We start from the raw sequence: 17,265 nt of genomic DNA, 5'->3' as shown, positions 1-17,265 counted from the left end.
GTCAGCGCTGCACGTAGGCGCAGGACGCCGCGAGCTTCCAGTTCGGATTCGGGGCTGCCGGGATCAGGATCGTCGTGTCGGCGGGCTTGCCGACGCACTGCTCGGTCGCCGTCACCACGCCGTCGCTGAACAGCGGGCCGACGTCGCGGGTGGACCACGGCACCGTGAAGTTGACGACCGCACTGACGACGAGCGTCGCCGTCACCACGCCGCCGAGGACCGGACCGGTCCAGCGGGGCAGTCGGGACCACCGGGTGCCGGCTGCGACGTCGACGACGACGAGCAGCGCCATCATGATGAACATCGACGCGATCGCGGTGTAGCGGACGACGTGGAACTCGCCGAACTGCTCGAGCGTGTAGTGCGCGAAGAGGAACCCGGTCGACGGGGTGATGATGAGCGGCGCCGCCCACGACGCCGCCGATCCGACGACCAGCGAGCCGAGGATGATGCGCTGCGGCGCGACGCCCCGCCAGAACCCGACGGCGACCACCAGGAGCACCACCGCGAAGGGCACCGCGAGGACCCACCAGCCGTGTCGGAAGACGATCGAGCCGACGCGGGCCGCGTCGGTCGTCCACGTGCTGGCGAACGGCTGCACGAGGTAGCCGGCCGCGATGTCGGAGAGGCCGAGGTCGACGTCGTTGCGCCCGGTCCGGGGCGCCAGGTTCAGGGAGATCAGCTGCGTCGCGAGCCCGAGGACGGCACCGACCACGACCGGCGACTTCCGGACCCGGTTGATGCCGATGAGCAGCAGCGGCACGAACAGCAGGGTCTGCGTCTCGGACAGTGTCATGAGCATCGCCGCGACCCCGAGCAGGCCGCCGGAGACCCAGTGGCGCGGGACGAACGCGAACAGGAACGGTGTGGCCACCAGGATGTACCAGTGCAGGTTCGCCAGGTTGCCGGCGGTCTCCATCGGGATCGTCGGGACGAACGCCGGCACCAGGCCGATCAGCACCCGGACCCAGGTGTGGCGGACGAACTGCGATGAGAGCACGAACACCAGAGCGGCGAAGAGCCCGGCGATGCCGCAGGAGACGATGGTGACGTCACGCGCCAGCCCCGCGAAGTCGCCGGCGCGGAGCGCCAGCCACCCGCCGATGCGCGGGACGAACTGCAGGTACCCGCCGTAGGGGATCGTCAGTGACTCGAGCAGACCGACCCGGATGTTCTCGCCGACGAAGCGGGACGCGTCGTCGGCCCACATCGTGTTGCGTGCCGTCTCGGGGATCCGGACGAACGTGACGAGGGCGACCACGACGGCGATGGCGGCGGCGGCGACCGGGGTGAGGACGCGACGGGAACGGGCCTCGAGAGTCAACTGCACCCGATGACAATACCGGCGGCGAGGACGGCTCAGTGCCCGCGGAGGCGGCGCGCCATCGCCTGGGCCTTGTCGGCGTAGCGCACGGCTCGGCGCCCGCGCATCGCGGCGAGCTCCGACTCCAGCCCGGCCGCCCGGTGCAGCGCGGCCTCGGCGCGGTCCCGCTCGAACTGCACGGTGGCCCGCAGCATCTCGGCGGTCTCCTCGCTCGCGCGGAGGGCGTCCTCGAGCGTCTCGATCCGGTGGTCGCGGCCGACGACCGCGTGGCCGACGGCCTGCAGACGGCGCAGCTCGCCCTCCGGCACGACCGGGTCCGGAGCGGCGTCCAGGGCGGTCGACCCGACCGAGCGCAGCACCTCGGCGATGCCGTCGTCACGGGTGAAGGGCCCGGCAGCAGCGTCCTCGTCGGTGACGAAGCGCAGCGCGAAGGTCGCCTGCAGCACGCCCTCCCGCAGGCGGTGGAGGTCCCGCATGCCGTGGTGGCGAGGGCTCGGGGTCAGGTCGGGGTTCGCCTCGTACGCCCGGCCGCTGACGTCGACCCGGTGCTCGTACTGGGCCCAGGACCGCCAGGGCAGGTGCAGGACCTCGAGCCGGAGCCCGTCGGGCACCGGGGCGCCGTTCGCGACGCTGACCTGGTGGTTGCCCTGCACGACGGTCACGTCGGGGTCCCCGACGTGCACGGCGTTGGTGCTCGGGGGACCGATCAGTCCGATCGCCTGGAGCTCGGGCACCGATCGCTCGTCGCGCCAGTGCAGCCGCTCGATGCCGCCGCCGGACTCGGCGAGCATTCCGGTCATGTTGACCACCGGCACCGTGAACGCACCGACCGCCGGGTCCAGACGCTCGAACACCTGGCGCACCGTCAGGGAGCGGTCGACCGGCAGGATGAACTCGTCGGCGTCGGCGTTGACGACCCAGTCGGCGTGGTGCGTGCGTGCGGCGTCGCGGGCCATCCCGGTGACGACGGTGCCCTGCTGCTTCCGGTGCACCGGGTCGTGCCGGAGGTCCACGGTGACGTCGGTGCGCGCGGCGAAGGCGGTGAGGAGTTCCGTGGTGCCGTCGACCGAGCCGTTGTCGGTGATGACGAAGACGTCGAAGCCCTGGGCCACGTGGTGGTCCAGCCAGGCCGGGACGACATCCGCTTCGTCGCGGACCATCAGGGTGACAGCGAGGGTCATGGGTGGGGCTCTTCCGGGTTCAGGGTCGCCGGGGGAGGCGGTCGGATCGAGCGACGATACCGTGTCAGCGGGTCTTCGTGGCGTGGGCGCGCACAGCGAGGGCAGCACGCAGCACGAGCCGGAGCGGCCACAGCCACCAGGCCGGGTACTTCCGCGCCAGGAAGCGGTACGCGCTCTCATGGTGTGCGCGGCGCATCCGCTCGGAGGACCCCTGCGTCGCGGTCCCGCCGATGTGGGTCGCGGTCGCGGCGGGCTCGTACACGTTCCGGAGCCCGAGACGCCCGATGCGCCAGCCGAGGTCGACGTCCTCGAAGTACATGAAGTAGCCCTCGTCGAAGCCGCCGAGCCGGTCGAGGACGTCGCGGCGCACCAGGACGCAGGCTCCGGAGAGCCACCCGGCGTCGCGCTGCCCGTCGTGTTCGCCGTCCTGCCGGTACCGCCGGGTCCACGGGTTGCCGGGCCAGACGTTCGCGAAGACCGCGTGTCCGAGCCCGGTCCGGAGGGACGGCACGAGGCGGGCGGAGGGGTAGACCTCGCCGGTGGGTTCGAGCAGCCGGGGACCGGTCGCACCGATGCCCGGGTCGCTCTCCGCGGTGGCGACGAGCCGGTCGAGCGCGCCCGGCTCGAGGACGACGTCGGGGTTCGACACGAGGACCCACCGCACCGCCGGGTCGAGCGTGGCGACGGCCCGGTTCACGGCGCCGCCGTAGCCGCGGTTCTCACCGAGTGCCAGGAACCGTGCGCCGGCGGCCTCGGTCACGGCACGCAGCGCGTCGGCGTCGGCCGAGTCGTTGTCGGCGACGACCACCGGGACGGCGTCCGTGCTCGCCGCGGGCACGGAGGCGAGGAACGCCGGCAGGACGTCGCCCGAGTTGTAGGAGACGGTGACGATCGCCGCGCGTGCCGCGGCCTCGCCGCTCACCGGTACACCCCGAGGTGCGCGCGGGCACAGGCGGCCCAGGTGAACCCGTCGGCTCGCCGGCGTGCGCGGGCTATCCGGTCGGCCCGGTCGGCGGGGTCGCCGTCGAGCAGTCCGGCCAGCGCGGTGCGGATGGGGCCGGCGTCGGGCTCGGTGTACGTGACGGTGTCCCCGCCGACCTCGGGGATCGCCAGGCGGTCGGTGGTCAGGACGTCGGCACCGGAGGCCATCGCCTCGAGCACCGGCAGGCCGAAGCCCTCCGCGATGCTCGGGTAGGCCACGACGCGCGACCCGCCGAGCAGCGCCCGCAGCTCGTCGACGGGCAGGTACCCGAGGTGGCGCAGCGGTGCTCCCGGACGGTCACCAGCAGCCGTCAGCTCGCGTTCGGCAGCTTCGTCCCAGCCGAGCCCACCAGCGACGAGCAGCGCGGGGACGTCGGACCGCTCGGCGCCGAGCGCCCGGTGTGCCGCGATGAGTTCCGGCACGCGCTTGCGCGGTTCGACGGTGCCGAGGAAGGCGATCCACTCGGCGTCCGCCGCCAGCTCGTGCGCCGCGCGGAAGGCGGCGAGGTCGGCGTCGGTCGGCGGGTGGAACAGCGAGCGGTCGACGCCGAGGTGCGCGACGACGGTCGCGCGACGCGGTCGGCCGGCGAACCGGTCGAGTTCGCGGACGGTCGCCGCGCTGGGCGCGACGGTCGCCCGGGCGAGACGGCGGGCCAGTCGCGTCCACGCGCGGAAGAACCGCACCTTGAGCGTCGAGTGCGCTGCCGGGTCGCTGAAGAAGGTCGCGTCGTGCAGGGTGACGACGGTCCGGGAGGCCCGGATCACCGGGAACGTGTAGTGCGGGCTGTGCAGGACCGCGGCTCCCACCCGCCGGGTCAGGGCGACCAGGCCGGTCTGCTCCCACACGAGGCGCAGCGGCCGGGAGGCGGTCCACCCCGGAGCGGCGTGGTAGCGGTGTCCCGGCGCCAGCCCGCGGAGCCACGCGACGTCGTCCGGCTTCGCCACCACGTCGACGTGCTCGCCGAGTTCGTCGAGCCCTGCCAGGAGCCCGGAGATGTACCGGGCCACGCCGCCGCGGTTCGGTGGGATCGACGTGGCGTCGACCAGCACCGGGAGTCCGCCCAACGTCAGCCCTTGACCTGGCGCTCGGTGGTCTTCGTCCAGGCGATCCCCGACTGCGTGTCCTCGTCGACCACGACGAAGCGGGCGGCCTCGCGCTCCATGACGATGTGCTCGCCGTTCGTCTTCGCCAGGAACACGTGGACGAAGTACTGCCCACCGCCCAGGCGCAGGTCACTGAGGTGCCACTCGACCGTCGCCGTCCCGCGGAGCGGGTCGTGCCGGACCTGGGTCTGGCGGCTGTCGATGCCGAAGGCCGGGTTGCCGAGGTGGTTCTCGATCTTGATGCCGGCACGCCACTCGGGCAGGACGTCCTTGTGCGAGAACGTCGCGCGGATGACGAGGTCGTCGCCGTGGTGGTGCTCGGCGCCGGGCGCACGGCCCGGGATCGAGAGCTCGACGTGCTCGACCTTGCCGGGGTTCGCGTCCGCTTCCGGGTGCGCGGCCTCGGCCTCGGCGATGCGGCGGCCCTCGAGGATCTCGCGGAAGTTCTTCACCGCCAGGCGCGCGGAGCCCTGGAACTTCACCTCGCCGTGGTGCAGCACGACGGCGGAGTCGCAGAGTTCCTGGACCTGTCCCAGGGAGTGCGACACCAGGATGATCGTGCGGCCCTGCGCCTGGAACTCGCGGATCTTGTCGAGGCACTTCTTCTGGAACTGCTCGTCACCGACGGCCAGGACCTCGTCCACGAGCAGGACGTCCGGGTCGGTGTTGATCGCGACCGCGAAGGCGAGTCGGACGTACATGCCGGATGAGTAGAACTTCACCTGGGTGTCGATGAAGTCGCCGATGCCGGAGAACTGCAGGATGTCGTCGAAGCGTGCCTCGGTCTCCTCCTGCGTCTGGCCGAGGATCGCGGCGTTCAGGTAGACGTTCTCGCGACCGGTCAGGTCGGGGTGGAAGCCGGCGCCGAGCTCGATGAGCGCGGCCAGGCGACCGCGACGCTCGACGGACCCGGTGGTCGGTTCGAGGATGCCGCCGATGGTCTTCAGCAGCGTCGACTTGCCGGAGCCGTTCGGGCCGAGCAAGCCGATCGTCGTGCCGGCGGGGATGTCCAGGCTGATGTCCTTGAGTGCCCAGAAGTCCTCGCTGTGGCGGCGTCCGGCGCGACCGAGCGTGACGATGCGCTCCTTGAGGGAGTTGTCCTTGCGGATCGTGAAGCGCTTCGAGACGTTCTTCACCGTGACCACGGCGGGGGCGTCCGAGAACGGGGAGCGGGTCTCCTGCGTCAGGTTGGCGTCGATGGTCATCGGATCAGATCTCCTGGGCGAAGTTGCCCTGCAGCTTGGCGAACACGCGCTGGCACAGCAGCAGCGCGACGAGGCCGACGAGCCCGGCGACGCACAGGCGCAGCAGCAGGTGTGCCGGGTACTCCGAGTCGGGGCCCGCGGTCCAGAAGGCCCGGTGGATGCCGAGCACGGCCAGCGTGATGGGGTTGGACGTGTAGAGGGTGAGGAGCCACTCCGGTGCCCGCGTCGCGACCATCTGCCAGGCGTAGACGATGGGGGAGCCCCACATGAGCAGGAGCACCAGGACCTCGACCAGGTACTGCATGTCGCGCAGGTACACGTTCGCCGCGGCGAGCAGCAGCGCGAACGCGGTGGCCCAGATCAGGATCACCAGGGTCGCGGGGAAGAAGTAGAGCAGGTCGAGCCGCACCCAGGCGAAGCCGCTCTGCAGGATCGCGGCGGCGAGGAGCACGACGAGCTGGACGCCGAAGTTGAACAGCGCCGCGCCCACGCTCGCCAGCGGGTAGATCTCACGCGGCAGGTAGATCTTCTTGATCAGCCCGCCGTTCGAGACGATCGACGCCGTCCCCGCCGCGACGATCTCGCTGAACAGGCCGTAGAGCGTCAGACCCGAGAACACGTAGATCGCGAACTCGGGGATGTTGCGGGACGCGCCGAGGATCTCGCCCAGGACGAAGTAGTAGATCGCCAGCTGCACGAGCGGACGGATCAGCGTCCACGCGAACCCGAGCGCGCTGTCCTTGTACCGGGACTTCAGGTCACGACGGATCAGCAGGTCGAGCAGCTGCCGGTGCGCGAAGACCTCTCGGATCGACCCGATGACGGCGGTGGCCGGGCGACCGGCCGGGATCATCCGCTCCTGGCGGAGCCGATCGAACCGCTCGGTGACGATGTTGCTCAAGGTGTTTCCTCACATTCGACGCGGGCGACGGACAACTGTACATCGGCGGCCACAGGGGGCCGCCGGACGTCAGCGCCCGTTCTTGCTCTCCCGCATGATGCGCACACGGTTCTGGACCTTGTCCCGGAGCCCGGTCACGCCGTTCTCGCGGAGGTACCAGGTGGCCAGGCGCACGTCACGCGAGATGCCGTGCCGGCTGTTCGCGATCTGGTGGAACTGGAGCTCGCGCTGCCGGGCCGGGCTCAGCTGCACGCGCGGGCGTCCGGCTGCGGCGACGGAGCCAGCCGGGACCGCTGCTTCGTGGGCGCGGTCGGCGGCGACGTGCGGGTCCTTGCAGAACTCGACGAGGGGTTCGAGCGCCCGCTCCCAGGTGAAGTCGGACCGGACGCGGCTCACGGCATCGCGGGCAGCCTGGGCGGCCTCGGGGTCGTACAGCATCGACTCGAGCGCAGCGGCGAGTCCGTCGACGTCGCGCTCCTTGACCGCGACGCCCATGCCCTCGGCCGCCACCAGGTCGCCGAAGCTGTCGCCGTCGGTGGTGACGATCGGCAGGTTCGCCCACATGTAGTCGAGGATGCGGGTGCGGAACGAGAACGTCGTCTCGATGTGCGCGAAGTGCGTTGAGACGCCTGCGTCGGCCTCGAGCAGGTAGTTCTGACGGTCGTCGAGTGCGACCCACTGCTCGTTGAAGAACACGTGCTTGTTCGTCAGACCGAGCTGGTCGCTGAGGCGACGGGTCTCGGACACGATCGCCATCTCCGGCACGTCCGGGTTCGGGTGCGCCACGCCGAGGAAGAACAGGCGGATGTCGTCGTGCGTCTCGGCGACCTTGGCGATCGCGCGCACCAGCGACGGGGTGTCGAACCAGTTGTAGATGCCGCCGCCCCAGATGACGACCTTGTCGTCCTCGCCGATGCCGGGCGTGACGCCGCGGATGGCCTTGCGCTCGTGCGCCGGCGGGGTGGAGTCCATGCCGAACGGTGCGATGGCGATGAGCTTCTTCAGGTTGTCGTCGGCCAGGTAGTTGTCCGGGTTGACCCGACCGACCCCGGCGAGCTGTCCGAGCCAGAACAGGCGCTGCCGCTCGGAGGCGCAGAGGAAGAAGTCGCCGCGCTCGAGCTGGCGGTTGATCACCTCGGTCGTGCTGGTCACCTGGTTGCGCCAGCCGACGTCGCCGTTGTCGCGCGCCTGCTCGAGCTGCTCGAGGTGCATCGGGTCGTACAGGTCGACGACCATGACCTTGTTCGAGTTCTGCAGGGTCTGGAAGTGGTGGAGCGCGTAGCCCTGGAAGAAGATGACGTCGGCCCACTCCTCGTGCTCCCGCATGGCGCGCTCGTGCTGGAGCGGGACGCGGGACACCTCGAAGCGGTCGGTCTTGCGGTTCGCGACGTTCCAGGTCACCAGGCGGACGTCGTTGTGCTCGCTGAGGGCCTCGGCGATCTTCCACGCACGCATGCCCGGGCCGGCCATCTTGGCACCCAGGGCGTCACCGGTGATGACGAGCACGCGGGTGCGGTGCATCGGCTGCTCGACGTCGAACGCCTCGATGATGGCCTGGTAGCCCTCGAGGAAGTAGCCGTCCTCGAACAGCGGCTTGAAGGCGTCGCCGAACAGGCGGAAGACCTCTTTGTCGGTCTTGACGCGCTGCCCCTGGATGCGTCGCCGTTCCTCCGACAGGCGGGGGAGGTCGGAGACGAACTGGTCGAGCGCGTACAGCCCGGCCACCGCCTCCTTCGACATCGGGGTGGTCGGGTCGAACTCGTCCGGGGCGCCGGTGAAGCGACGGATGTCGAACTCCTCCGAGTCCCGGCCGCTCTTCGCCACCGCGCGGCGGGCGAGCAGGGCGAGGGCGGCGGGCAGGAAGACGCCGAGGTTCTCGTCGGAGAGGTTCTTGTAGAGCAGGTGCAGGGCGTTCCGCTCGAGCAGGTACATCTCGCGGTGGTCGCCGAACGACTTCATCGAGCCGTGGTGCTTGTGGTAGACGACGGACCGCGGTGCGAACCGGACGCGGTAGCCGAGCAGGTTGAGGCGCCAGCCGAGGTCCACGTCGTCGTAGAACATGAACAGGCCCTCGTCGAAGCCACCGACCTCGAGGAAGACGTCGCGGCGGACGAACAGCGCCGAGCCGGTGCCGAACAGCAGGTCCTGCGGCTCGTCGAAGCGGCCGTCGTCGAGCTCGGCGATGTGGTTCTTGTAGCCCATGCCGAACCAGCTGAGGCCGGACTCGACGAAGTCGATCGTCTTGCCCTCCCAGTCGAGGACCTTGCTGGCGACGGCTGCGACGCGGGGGCTCGGGGCGAACCCGGCGATGCCCTCCTTCACCCAGTTGACGTCCGGCTTGGCGTCGTTGTTGAGGAAGGCGACGACGTCACCGCTCGCCTCACGTGCACCGAGGTTGCTGCCGCCGGTGAAGCCGAGGTTCTCGGCCGACACGATGATCTTCACGTTCGACTGGGCACCGAGCGCGGCCCGGAGCCGCTGTTCGCTGTCGTCGCCGGAGCCGTTCTCGACGACGACGATCTCGAGGCGGTCCGCCGGCCAGTCGACTTCGCTGAGGCGGGCGATGCACTCGAGCGTGTCGTCCGTCCCTCGGAAGTTGATGACGACGACGGACACGCGGGGCGCGGAGGTGGACACGGAACGGACTCCATACGTCGGCTGGCGAAGGTGCCTGCGGAAGGCGGGTACGACTATACCGACGCGATCTCCGGACACCCCTGACCCGGAAGAGGCGAGATGGGAGACTGACGCCGTGGACGTCTCCGTGGTCATCATCGACTGGCACCAGCCCGAGCTCACCCGCCGGGCCGTCGAGTCCGTGCTCTCCCAGCGGGTCGACGCGTCGGTCGAGGTGGTGCTCGTCGTCAACGAGGCCGACGACGCCACGGTCGCCGCGTACCGCGCGGACCTGCCGGACGTCGTCGTGGTGCCGGAGCCCACCAACTCCGGGTTCGCCGGTGGTGTCGTCCGGGGGATCGCCGCCTCCTCGGGCGAGGTCGTCGTGCTCCTGAACAACGACGCGGTGGCCGACCACGGGTTCCTCGACCGCGGCCTCGCCGTCCTCGCGGCGGGCGGGCCACGGGTCGCGGCCGTCGCCGCCACGGTGGTCCTCGAAGGACGGTTCGCCCCGGTCCCCGCCGGTGACCCGCGGTCCGCGGACGACCTCGTCGCACCCGACGGTCGACGCTGGCGACGCGCGGAGGTCGGTCAGACCCTGGTGAACGGCACGGGCGTCGTGCTGGACCGCTCCGGCAACGGACGCGACCGCGACTGGCTCCGCCCGCTCGACGACGGGCCCGAGGCCGCACCGCTGTTCGGCTTCTCCGGCGGTGCGGCGTTCCTCCGTCGCGAGCTCCTCGACGCGGTCGGCGGTTTCGACCCGTCCCTCTTCATGTACTACGAGGACCTCGACGTCGCGTGGCGCCTCCGCCTCGCCGGCTACGAGGTCCGACACGCCCCCGACGCGGTCGTCGTGCACCGGCACGCGGCCAGCTCCGGCAGCGACTCACCCCTGGTCCGCTCGCAGAGCATGCGGAACCGTCTGGCCGTCGTGCTGCGGAACGCCTCGGCCGGGTTCGCCCTGCGGGTCGTGGTCCGGACCGCGGGTCGCCTGGTCAGGGACCTGCTGCGGCCGTCGTCGGCGCAGCTCACGCCGGCCGCGTGGTGGCGGCTCTGCCGGGAGGCTCCTGCCGTCCTCCGCCACGCCCGTCGCGCCCGGCGCGGCGACGGCGTGGGTGCGGCGGTCCGTCGCCGGGTCGAGGCGTCACTCGAGTCGACTGCCTGAACCGATGCTCAGGCGTGCCGGACGCTGGCGGCCGCGGTCCGGAGCGGACGCGACGGGGGTGAGTCGGGCCTCCCGTTCGGGGGCAGGACTGGGGGCTGTGTGATCACTGTGATCCAGGTAGCCTGATGTGACCCGTGTGCACCGGCCGTTCGTCAGGGGTCGACCGACTGCGCAGAGCGCATCGCGCACGCCACCCAACCCCGTCGACGCCAACGGAAGGCCCCACGACGTGAAGAAGGTCGTCGCCATCATCGCGAGCATGCTCGCGCTCACGAGTGTGCTGGTCGGTTTCCAGCTGTCCGGTCCGAACACCGCCCAGGACTCCGCGTCCGCGGTGACGGGATCGTCGTTCTCGGCGGGCAACATCATCTCGGACGCCAACTTCTACGACGGCGCCTCGATGAGCGCCGCGCAGATCCAGTCGTTCCTCAGCACCCAGGTCGGCACCTGTGCGTCGAGTTCCTGCCTCAGCAACGGGAGGTTCAGCATGAACTCCCGCGGCAGCGACCCGATGTGCCGCGCCGTCACCGGGGGGTCGAACCTCTCGGCCGCGGTGATGATCTCCCGCGTCGCCGCCGCCTGCTCGATCAGCCCGAAGGTCATCCTCGTGACGCTCCAGAAGGAGCAGACCCTGGTCAGCGGCGCCACCGCGCGGAACCCCTCCGCCTCCCGGCTCGAGCGCGCGATGGGCTACGCCTGCCCCGACAACGTCGGCGGCCACTGCGACCCGGCCTACGCCGGCGTCGGCAACCAGGTCTACTGGTCGGCGTGGCAGTGGAAGCGCTACGGCAACCCCGCCGGCACCAGCAACTACTTCACCTGGTTCAACCCGGGCGTGCGCCAGATCCAGTACAACGTGCCGACCTCCTGCGGCACCAAGTCGGTCTCGGTCCAGAACAAGGCGACCGCCGCGCTGTACTACTACACGCCGTACACCCCGAACACGGCCGCGCTGAACAACCTGTACGGCACGGGTGACTCGTGCTCGGCGTACGGCAACCGCAACTTCTGGCGGATGTACACGGACTGGTTCGGCTCGCCGACCTCGAACGCCCAGCCCCAGGGGCGCCTGGACGGCGTCACCGGTGGCGCCGAGAGCGTCACCGTCAACGGTTGGGCGATCGACCCGACCGACAAGGCCTCGACCAAGGTCGACGTGACCGTGGACTCCACCGTCACCCGGATCACCGCATCGGCGTCACGCCCGGACATCGGCCGGGCGCACCCCGGCTTCGGCAACGCGCACGGCTTCAAGTCCAGCATCGCGGCGGCGCCGGGCTCCCGGAAGGTGTGCGTCACGGCGCTCGGGACCGACGGCCTGCGCAGCCAGAGCCTCGGCTGCAAGACCGTCACCGTCATCAAGGCGGCCCCGTTCGGTGCCGTCAACGGGGTCACCGCGGTCCCCGGCGGCCTGCGGGTCAACGGCTGGACGATCGACCCGGACAAGAAGGCGACGTCGATCAAGGCCCGCATCGCGGTCGACGGCAAGGCCACCACGGTCACCGCGTCGGCGTCGCGGTCCGACGTCTCCCGCGCCTACCCGGGTGCCGGGGCGAAGCACGGCTTCGACGTCACGGTCCCCGCGGCCGGTGGGACGCGCTCGGTGTGTGTCACCGGTGTGAACGTGGGACCCGGTGCCGACAAGCTCCTCGCCGCGTGCCGGTCGGTGCGCGTGCCGGGCTCGACCCCGACCGGCTCCGTCGACTCGATGACCCCGACCGCCTCGGGCATCGCGCTCCGCGGGTGGACGGTCGACGGTGACGTCACCAGCCCGATCTCCGTCGACGTCTACGTCGACGGTGTCGGACGCCGGATCAGCGCGAACCAGAGCCGCTCGGACATCGCGAAGGTGTTCCCGGTCTACGGCGCAGCGCACGGGTTCTCGACCACCGTCGCCGCGAAGCCCGGTTCCCACCAGGTGTGCGTCTACGCGATCAACGCCGGCGCGGGCACGACGAACCCGGCGCTCAAGTGCGCGACGGTCCAGGTCGGCTCCGCCCCGGTGGGCGCCTTCGACAGCGCCACCGCGGTCAGCGGCGGCATCGCCGTGTCCGGCTGGGCCTGGGACGCCGACACCACGGCGCTCATCCCGGTCGACGTGACCGTCGACGGCAAGGCCACCCGCGTCCAGACCGGCGCCGTCCGCGCCGACGTGGCACGCGCCCACCCGACCGCCGGACGCCTACGTGGGTGGACGACGACGATCACGGCCACCGCCGGGACGCACCAGGTGTGCGCCACGGCGGTGGACGCCTCCGGGTCGTCGGGCACCGCGCTCGGCTGCAAGTCGGTCGTCGTCCGCTGAGTCGTCCGACGCTCCGTGTCACCGTGCCCGTCCGCTCCTGCGGGCGGGCACGGCTGTTCCTCCGACCACCGTGTCTGGCGATCGGACCGTGTCCGGCGATCGGCCTGTGTCGGGCGAATCCGCCTGTGTCGGGCGAATCCGCCTGTGTCTGGCGATCCGGACGCTGTGTCTCCGATCAGACACCCCGGCCCCTCGGGACGGCAACCGGGCCGTGACGCCGTACGATGTCGCGAGGTCGGACGGCAGCGTCCGGTGCGCCGGACCGAAGAGGGGCCCGGCATCCGGGCGGGTGACGCCCGTGCTCGTCCGAGACCGTAGAGAGAACCATGGCTGAATCCGTTTCCCCCCGCACGCTCGTCATCGTCCCGACCTACAACGAGGCCGAGAACGTGACGGACATCCTGGACCGCGTGCTCGGCGTGGTGCCGGATGCGCACGTGCTCGTGGTGGACGACGGCAGCCCGGACGGCACCGGCGACCTGGTCGCCGCACGTGCGACGGACGACGACCGCGTGCACCTGCTGCGCCGGTCGGGGAAGCTCGGTCTGGGGACCGCCTACGTGGCGGGGTTCCGCTGGGGACTGGAGCGCGGGTACGAGTTCCTCGTCGAGATGGACGCGGACGGGTCGCACCCGGCGGACCGGTTGCCGGCGCTGATCGCCGCCGTGGCGGACGCGGACCCGGCCGACGGGGTCATGCTGTCGATCGGGTCGCGGTGGACCGCCGGTGGGTCGGTGGTCGACTGGCCGAAGCACCGCGAACTGCTGAGCCGTGGCGGCAACGCGTACGCGCGGATCATGCTCGGGCTGGACGTGCACGACATCACCGCGGGCTTCCGGGTCTACCGCGCCGACGCGATCGCGCGGATGGCGCTGGACGAGATCGACTCGAAGGGCTACTGCTTCCAGGTCGACATGACGCTGCGGGTGCACGACCTGGGCGGCACGATCGTGGAGGTCCCGATCCGGTTCCGCGACCGGGTGCACGGGGTGTCGAAGATGAGCCAGGCGATCGTGGTCGAGGCGATGCTCCGCACGACGCAGTGGGGCCTGCAGCGCCGGTTCGGGCGCGGGTCCCGTCGGCGCTGACCCGCTCTGACCCGTTCTGGGCTGAGCCTGCGGGTTCGCTCACCCGGGTGGTGCTCCGACATCATGTCGCCATGAGCTCCCTCGTCGCCGAGCCGGCCGGGCCCGCCGATCGCTTCGCCGCACTGTCGCGGGCCGCCCGGCGCGGTCGAGGCGCCCTCCTCCCGCTGCTCGTCGGGGCCGTCGCGTCCGGGCTCGCCTGGTTCCGACTCCTGCCCGGCGCGCGGAACACGCTGTGGGCCGAGGACGCCGCGGTGTTCCTCACCCAGCGCCTGCACTCCGGGCCGCTCGTGTCGCTGGTGCTGCCGTACGACGGCTACCAGCAGCTCGTCCCGCGCCTGCTGACCGACCTCGCGACCGCCGTGCCGGTCCCGGACTACGCCCGGATGGTCACGCTGCTCTGCTGCCTCGTCGTGGGCCTCGCCGCCGCGGGGGCGGCCGTCTGGACCCGGGAGGCGCTGCAGCACACCGCCACGCGGGTCCTGTTCGCCCTGGTGCCGGTGCTGACCCCGGTCGTCGCCTTCGAGGTCCTCGGCAACACCGCGAACCTGCACTCGTTCCTGCTGTTCCTCGTCCCGCTGCTGCTGCTCGTCCGGCCGAGCAGCACCCGCGGCGCGCTGCTGCCGGCGCTCGTCGCGTTCGTCGTCGCGATGAGTGAGATCCAGGCGCTGTTCTTCGTCCCGATGCTGCTGCTCGGGGTCCGGCACCGGCGGTCGTGGCCGATCGGCGGGGCGCTGCTCCTCGGCCTCGTGGTCCAGCTGTCCACGGCCGTGCTGGTGCCGCGCGTCCGCGTCCCGGTGGCACAGCAGCCCCTCGACGTCGTCCGCGGGTGGTTCCTCGAACCCCTGCTCAGCATCGTCTGGCCGCGGGTCGGGCCCGCGGTGACCCGGCTCGTGCAGGTCGGACCCGTGCTGCTGGTCGGTCTGGCCCTCGTCCTCGTCGCCGCCGTGGTCGTCGCCCTGTCCGGCCGGTGGCGGCGTGACGACGGACTCTGCACGCTCCGGACCCTGACGCTCGCGCTCGTGGTCGCCTCACCGCTGGTGTGGTGCGTCGCCCTGGCGGTGAACCCCACGTCACGGATCGACTTCACGCACCACGGCGTCGAGCTGCTCGCGGCCGCCGGCTACCTGCGGTACGCGGCCGTGCCGTCGATGTTCGTCCTGGGCGTCGTCGTCCTCGCCGCCGAGCGCCTCTTGCGGGTGCGGCGCCGTGCGGCGACGGCTGCCGGTGTGGTGGTCCTGGCACTGCTCGTCGGGCTGCTCGGATGGCGCGCGCTGCCGGGCGAGAGCGCTCGCACGGGGGCGCCGAGCTGGTCGGCCGAGTACCGCGCCGCCCGTCGGCACTGCGCCGAGGGGGCGACGGAGTACCGGTTCGACCAGGCACCGCAGGGGTGGAACGTGACGCTCGGGTGCGCCACCGTCCGGCGGGGTGCGTTCCCGACCGCCGAGCGCTGACGCACCCGACGTCGACCGGTCAGACGCAGCTGACGTTCCGGTCGATCCCGCCCGCGACGTACTGCGTCATGACGACCTTCCCGCCGCCGGTCAGGGGGGAACCGGAGCACGCCCGCTGTGCGACGGCCGGCGACGACGCCCCGGTGGCGACCCAGCTCGGCAGACGGTACAGGGAGCTCGAGGACGGGACCGGACCGGTCACGAGCCCGAGCTGGTAGCTGGTGGAGTAGAGACCGACCTGCGCGCCGATCCCCGAGAAGTACGCGGTCATCCCCTCGAGGTCCGCGCGGTTCTGCGCCGTGTCGGTCTGCCAGGTGCCACCTGTGGGGCCGCCGATCTCGACGTCGAGCCACCACCGGTACGCGGACGGCGACGTGATGCCACGGGAGGTCGCGTCCTCGTAGGCCCGGGTGTAGCCGTAGACGTACGAGCAGGGCTTGTCGAACCCGCCCGTGCAGGTGCCGTAGGGGTTGCGCACGGTCGGCCCGCCGGGGATGGTGTTGCTCCTCGGCCAGACGCTGGCCTTGCTGCCGGGGTTCGCGGTGTTCACGTAGAGCTGCACCTTCGGCTGGTTGGTGCCGCCACGGGATGCGGTGGCCCACGCCAGCTCGGGGGCGAGGCAGCTGTTCGTCTGGTTCGCCAGACCGCCGTTGACGCCGACGACGCCGAACGCCTGGTCCGACGGGACGGACCCGGAGATGGCGGCGGAGCCCTGCGCGGCGCACTGCGGCGAGGAGATGTCCGCGCCGAAGCCCGACCCGGAACTGCCGTCGAGGAAGTACCCGGAGACGTCGACGAACACGGTCGCGGTGCCGGCGCTCACCTTCGCCTGCACCCGGCGGTCGACGCTGCTGCCGACGACCTTGGGCATGGTCAGCGCCGAGATCTCCTGCCCGCGGACGTGGTCCTGGGTCGCGACACGGGCGTCCTGGCCCGACGGCGTGACGCGGAGGTAGCCGGTCGCGGTCGGGGCCGAGACCTCGACGTTCGCGACGACGGCGGTGGCGGTGCCGGGGACGCCGGCGGTCCCGGTGACCCGGACGGTCCGCGGCGTGGTGGACACCGCGGTGGTGGCGACGCGGACGGTGTCGACCGGCACGAAGACGGAGCCGGTGGTGGACGGGGAGTAGTACCCGACGACGTCCATGAACACCGTCGCGGTGCCCCGCGAGACCTTCACCTGCGCGGCGCCACCGGTGAGCCCGACCACGACGAGGTTCGACACGGCGGTCCCACGCTGGTAGACCTGCGCGGCGACCGAGGGGTCCTTGCCCGCAGCGGTGACCCGGACGTACCCGTCGGCGGTCTGCTGCTCGACGGCGACGTTCACGGCCACCGCGGTGGCGTTCGAGGGCACCCCGCCGGTGCCGGCGAGCGGGACCCGGACGGGGCTCGTGCCCACCTTCGACCCCGCGAACACCCGGGCCGCGTCGACCGGCGTGTACGTCGACCCCGCTCCGGAGCCGTAGTACCCCGAGACGTCGAAGTGCACGGTCGCGGAACCGGCCGAGAGCTTCGTCTGCACCTTGCCGCCGGTCAACTTGACGGTGGTGAGGTTCGAGATGGTCTGGCCGGCCCGGAACTCCTGGGTGGCGACGCTCGGGTCGGAGCCGGCGGGCGTGACCCGGACGTACCCGGCACGGGTGGGCACGTCGACCTCGACGTTGAGGACGACCGCGGTCGCACCGGCCGGGACGCCGTTCCGCCCGGCGATCGTGACGGCCTTCGGGGTCGTGCCGACCGTGCCGCTGAACGCGCGCGCGGTGGCGACGGGGAAGTAGCGGCCGGTGGTCGGTGCGGCGGCCTCGGCGGCCCCGGGAGCGACGACCACGAGGCCGGTGACGACGAGGACGATGCCCAGGCCGAGGACGAACAGGTGGTGCAGGCGCGACATCGCGTTCCTCCGGGTCGACGGCCGTCCCCCTGACGACCTGGCTGGCC

The 17,265-nt window shown here is 71.6% G+C and carries 12 protein-coding genes; 4 read left to right on the top strand and 8 right to left on the bottom strand.

What is annotated here, in order from left to right:
- Position 1 precedes the first annotated feature (1 nt).
- The 7 genes from QCD68_RS01590 to QCD68_RS01560 form a co-directional block, all read right to left on the bottom strand.
- Entirely contained in the window at positions 2-1,330 is a 1,329-nt protein-coding gene (locus tag QCD68_RS01590) for a hypothetical protein (protein WP_301221770.1), read from the bottom strand.
- A gap of 29 nt (positions 1,331-1,359) precedes the next feature.
- Complete coding sequence (locus QCD68_RS01585) at positions 1,360-2,505, bottom strand: glycosyltransferase family 2 protein (protein ID WP_301221769.1); 1,146 nt, start codon at positions 2,503-2,505, stop codon at positions 1,360-1,362.
- 64 nt (positions 2,506-2,569) lie between these two features.
- Positions 2,570-3,427, bottom strand: coding sequence for a glycosyltransferase family 2 protein (locus QCD68_RS01580; RefSeq protein WP_290157531.1), 858 nt, complete (start codon positions 3,425-3,427; stop codon positions 2,570-2,572).
- Entirely contained in the window at positions 3,424-4,551 is a 1,128-nt protein-coding gene (locus QCD68_RS01575; protein ID WP_221849648.1) for a glycosyltransferase family 4 protein, read from the bottom strand. Before QCD68_RS01575 ends, QCD68_RS01580 begins: the two co-directional genes overlap by 4 nt.
- 2 nt (positions 4,552-4,553) lie before the next feature.
- Positions 4,554-5,795: an ABC transporter ATP-binding protein gene (locus QCD68_RS01570; RefSeq protein WP_221849647.1), complete on the bottom strand. Its 1,242-nt coding sequence runs from the start codon at positions 5,793-5,795 to the stop codon at positions 4,554-4,556.
- 4 nt (positions 5,796-5,799) lie between these two features.
- Positions 5,800-6,696: an ABC transporter permease gene (locus QCD68_RS01565; RefSeq protein ID WP_258376656.1), complete on the bottom strand. Its 897-nt coding sequence runs from the start codon at positions 6,694-6,696 to the stop codon at positions 5,800-5,802.
- A gap of 69 nt (positions 6,697-6,765) precedes the next feature.
- Entirely contained in the window at positions 6,766-9,333 is a 2,568-nt protein-coding gene (locus QCD68_RS01560) for a glycosyltransferase (RefSeq protein ID WP_221849646.1), read from the bottom strand.
- Between the two features lie 115 nt (positions 9,334-9,448).
- Here QCD68_RS01560 and QCD68_RS01555 point away from each other — a divergent pair, with 115 nt between their 5' ends.
- The 4 genes from QCD68_RS01555 to QCD68_RS01540 all read left to right on the top strand — a co-directional run bounded on the left by QCD68_RS01555 (position 9,449) and on the right by QCD68_RS01540 (position 15,324).
- A complete protein-coding gene (locus QCD68_RS01555) occupies positions 9,449-10,480 on the top strand; it encodes a glycosyltransferase family 2 protein (RefSeq protein WP_301221768.1) in 1,032 nt (343 codons plus the stop codon).
- Between the two features lie 229 nt (positions 10,481-10,709).
- Positions 10,710-12,785: a hypothetical protein gene (locus tag QCD68_RS01550; protein WP_301221767.1), complete on the top strand. Its 2,076-nt coding sequence runs from the start codon at positions 10,710-10,712 to the stop codon at positions 12,783-12,785.
- Between the two features lie 326 nt (positions 12,786-13,111).
- Positions 13,112-13,873, top strand: a complete 762-nt coding sequence (locus QCD68_RS01545; protein WP_301221766.1) for a polyprenol monophosphomannose synthase — start codon at positions 13,112-13,114, stop codon at positions 13,871-13,873.
- 71 nt (positions 13,874-13,944) lie between these two features.
- Positions 13,945-15,324: a hypothetical protein gene (locus QCD68_RS01540; protein WP_301221765.1), complete on the top strand. Its 1,380-nt coding sequence runs from the start codon at positions 13,945-13,947 to the stop codon at positions 15,322-15,324.
- Between the two features lie 19 nt (positions 15,325-15,343).
- Here QCD68_RS01540 and QCD68_RS01535 read toward each other — a convergent pair whose 3' ends face one another.
- The gene (locus QCD68_RS01535; RefSeq protein ID WP_301221764.1) at positions 15,344-17,218 is read right to left on the bottom strand and encodes a hypothetical protein; all 1,875 of its coding nucleotides are present in this window, start codon (positions 17,216-17,218) and stop codon (positions 15,344-15,346) included.
- Between the last annotated feature and the right edge of the window lie 47 nt (positions 17,219-17,265).

The organism is Curtobacterium sp. PsM8, from assembly GCF_030433875.1.
Lineage (GTDB): Bacteria > Actinomycetota > Actinomycetes > Actinomycetales > Microbacteriaceae > Curtobacterium.
Note: the sequence above shows the minus strand (reverse complement) of the source record. Positions and strands in the feature narration are given on the sequence as shown.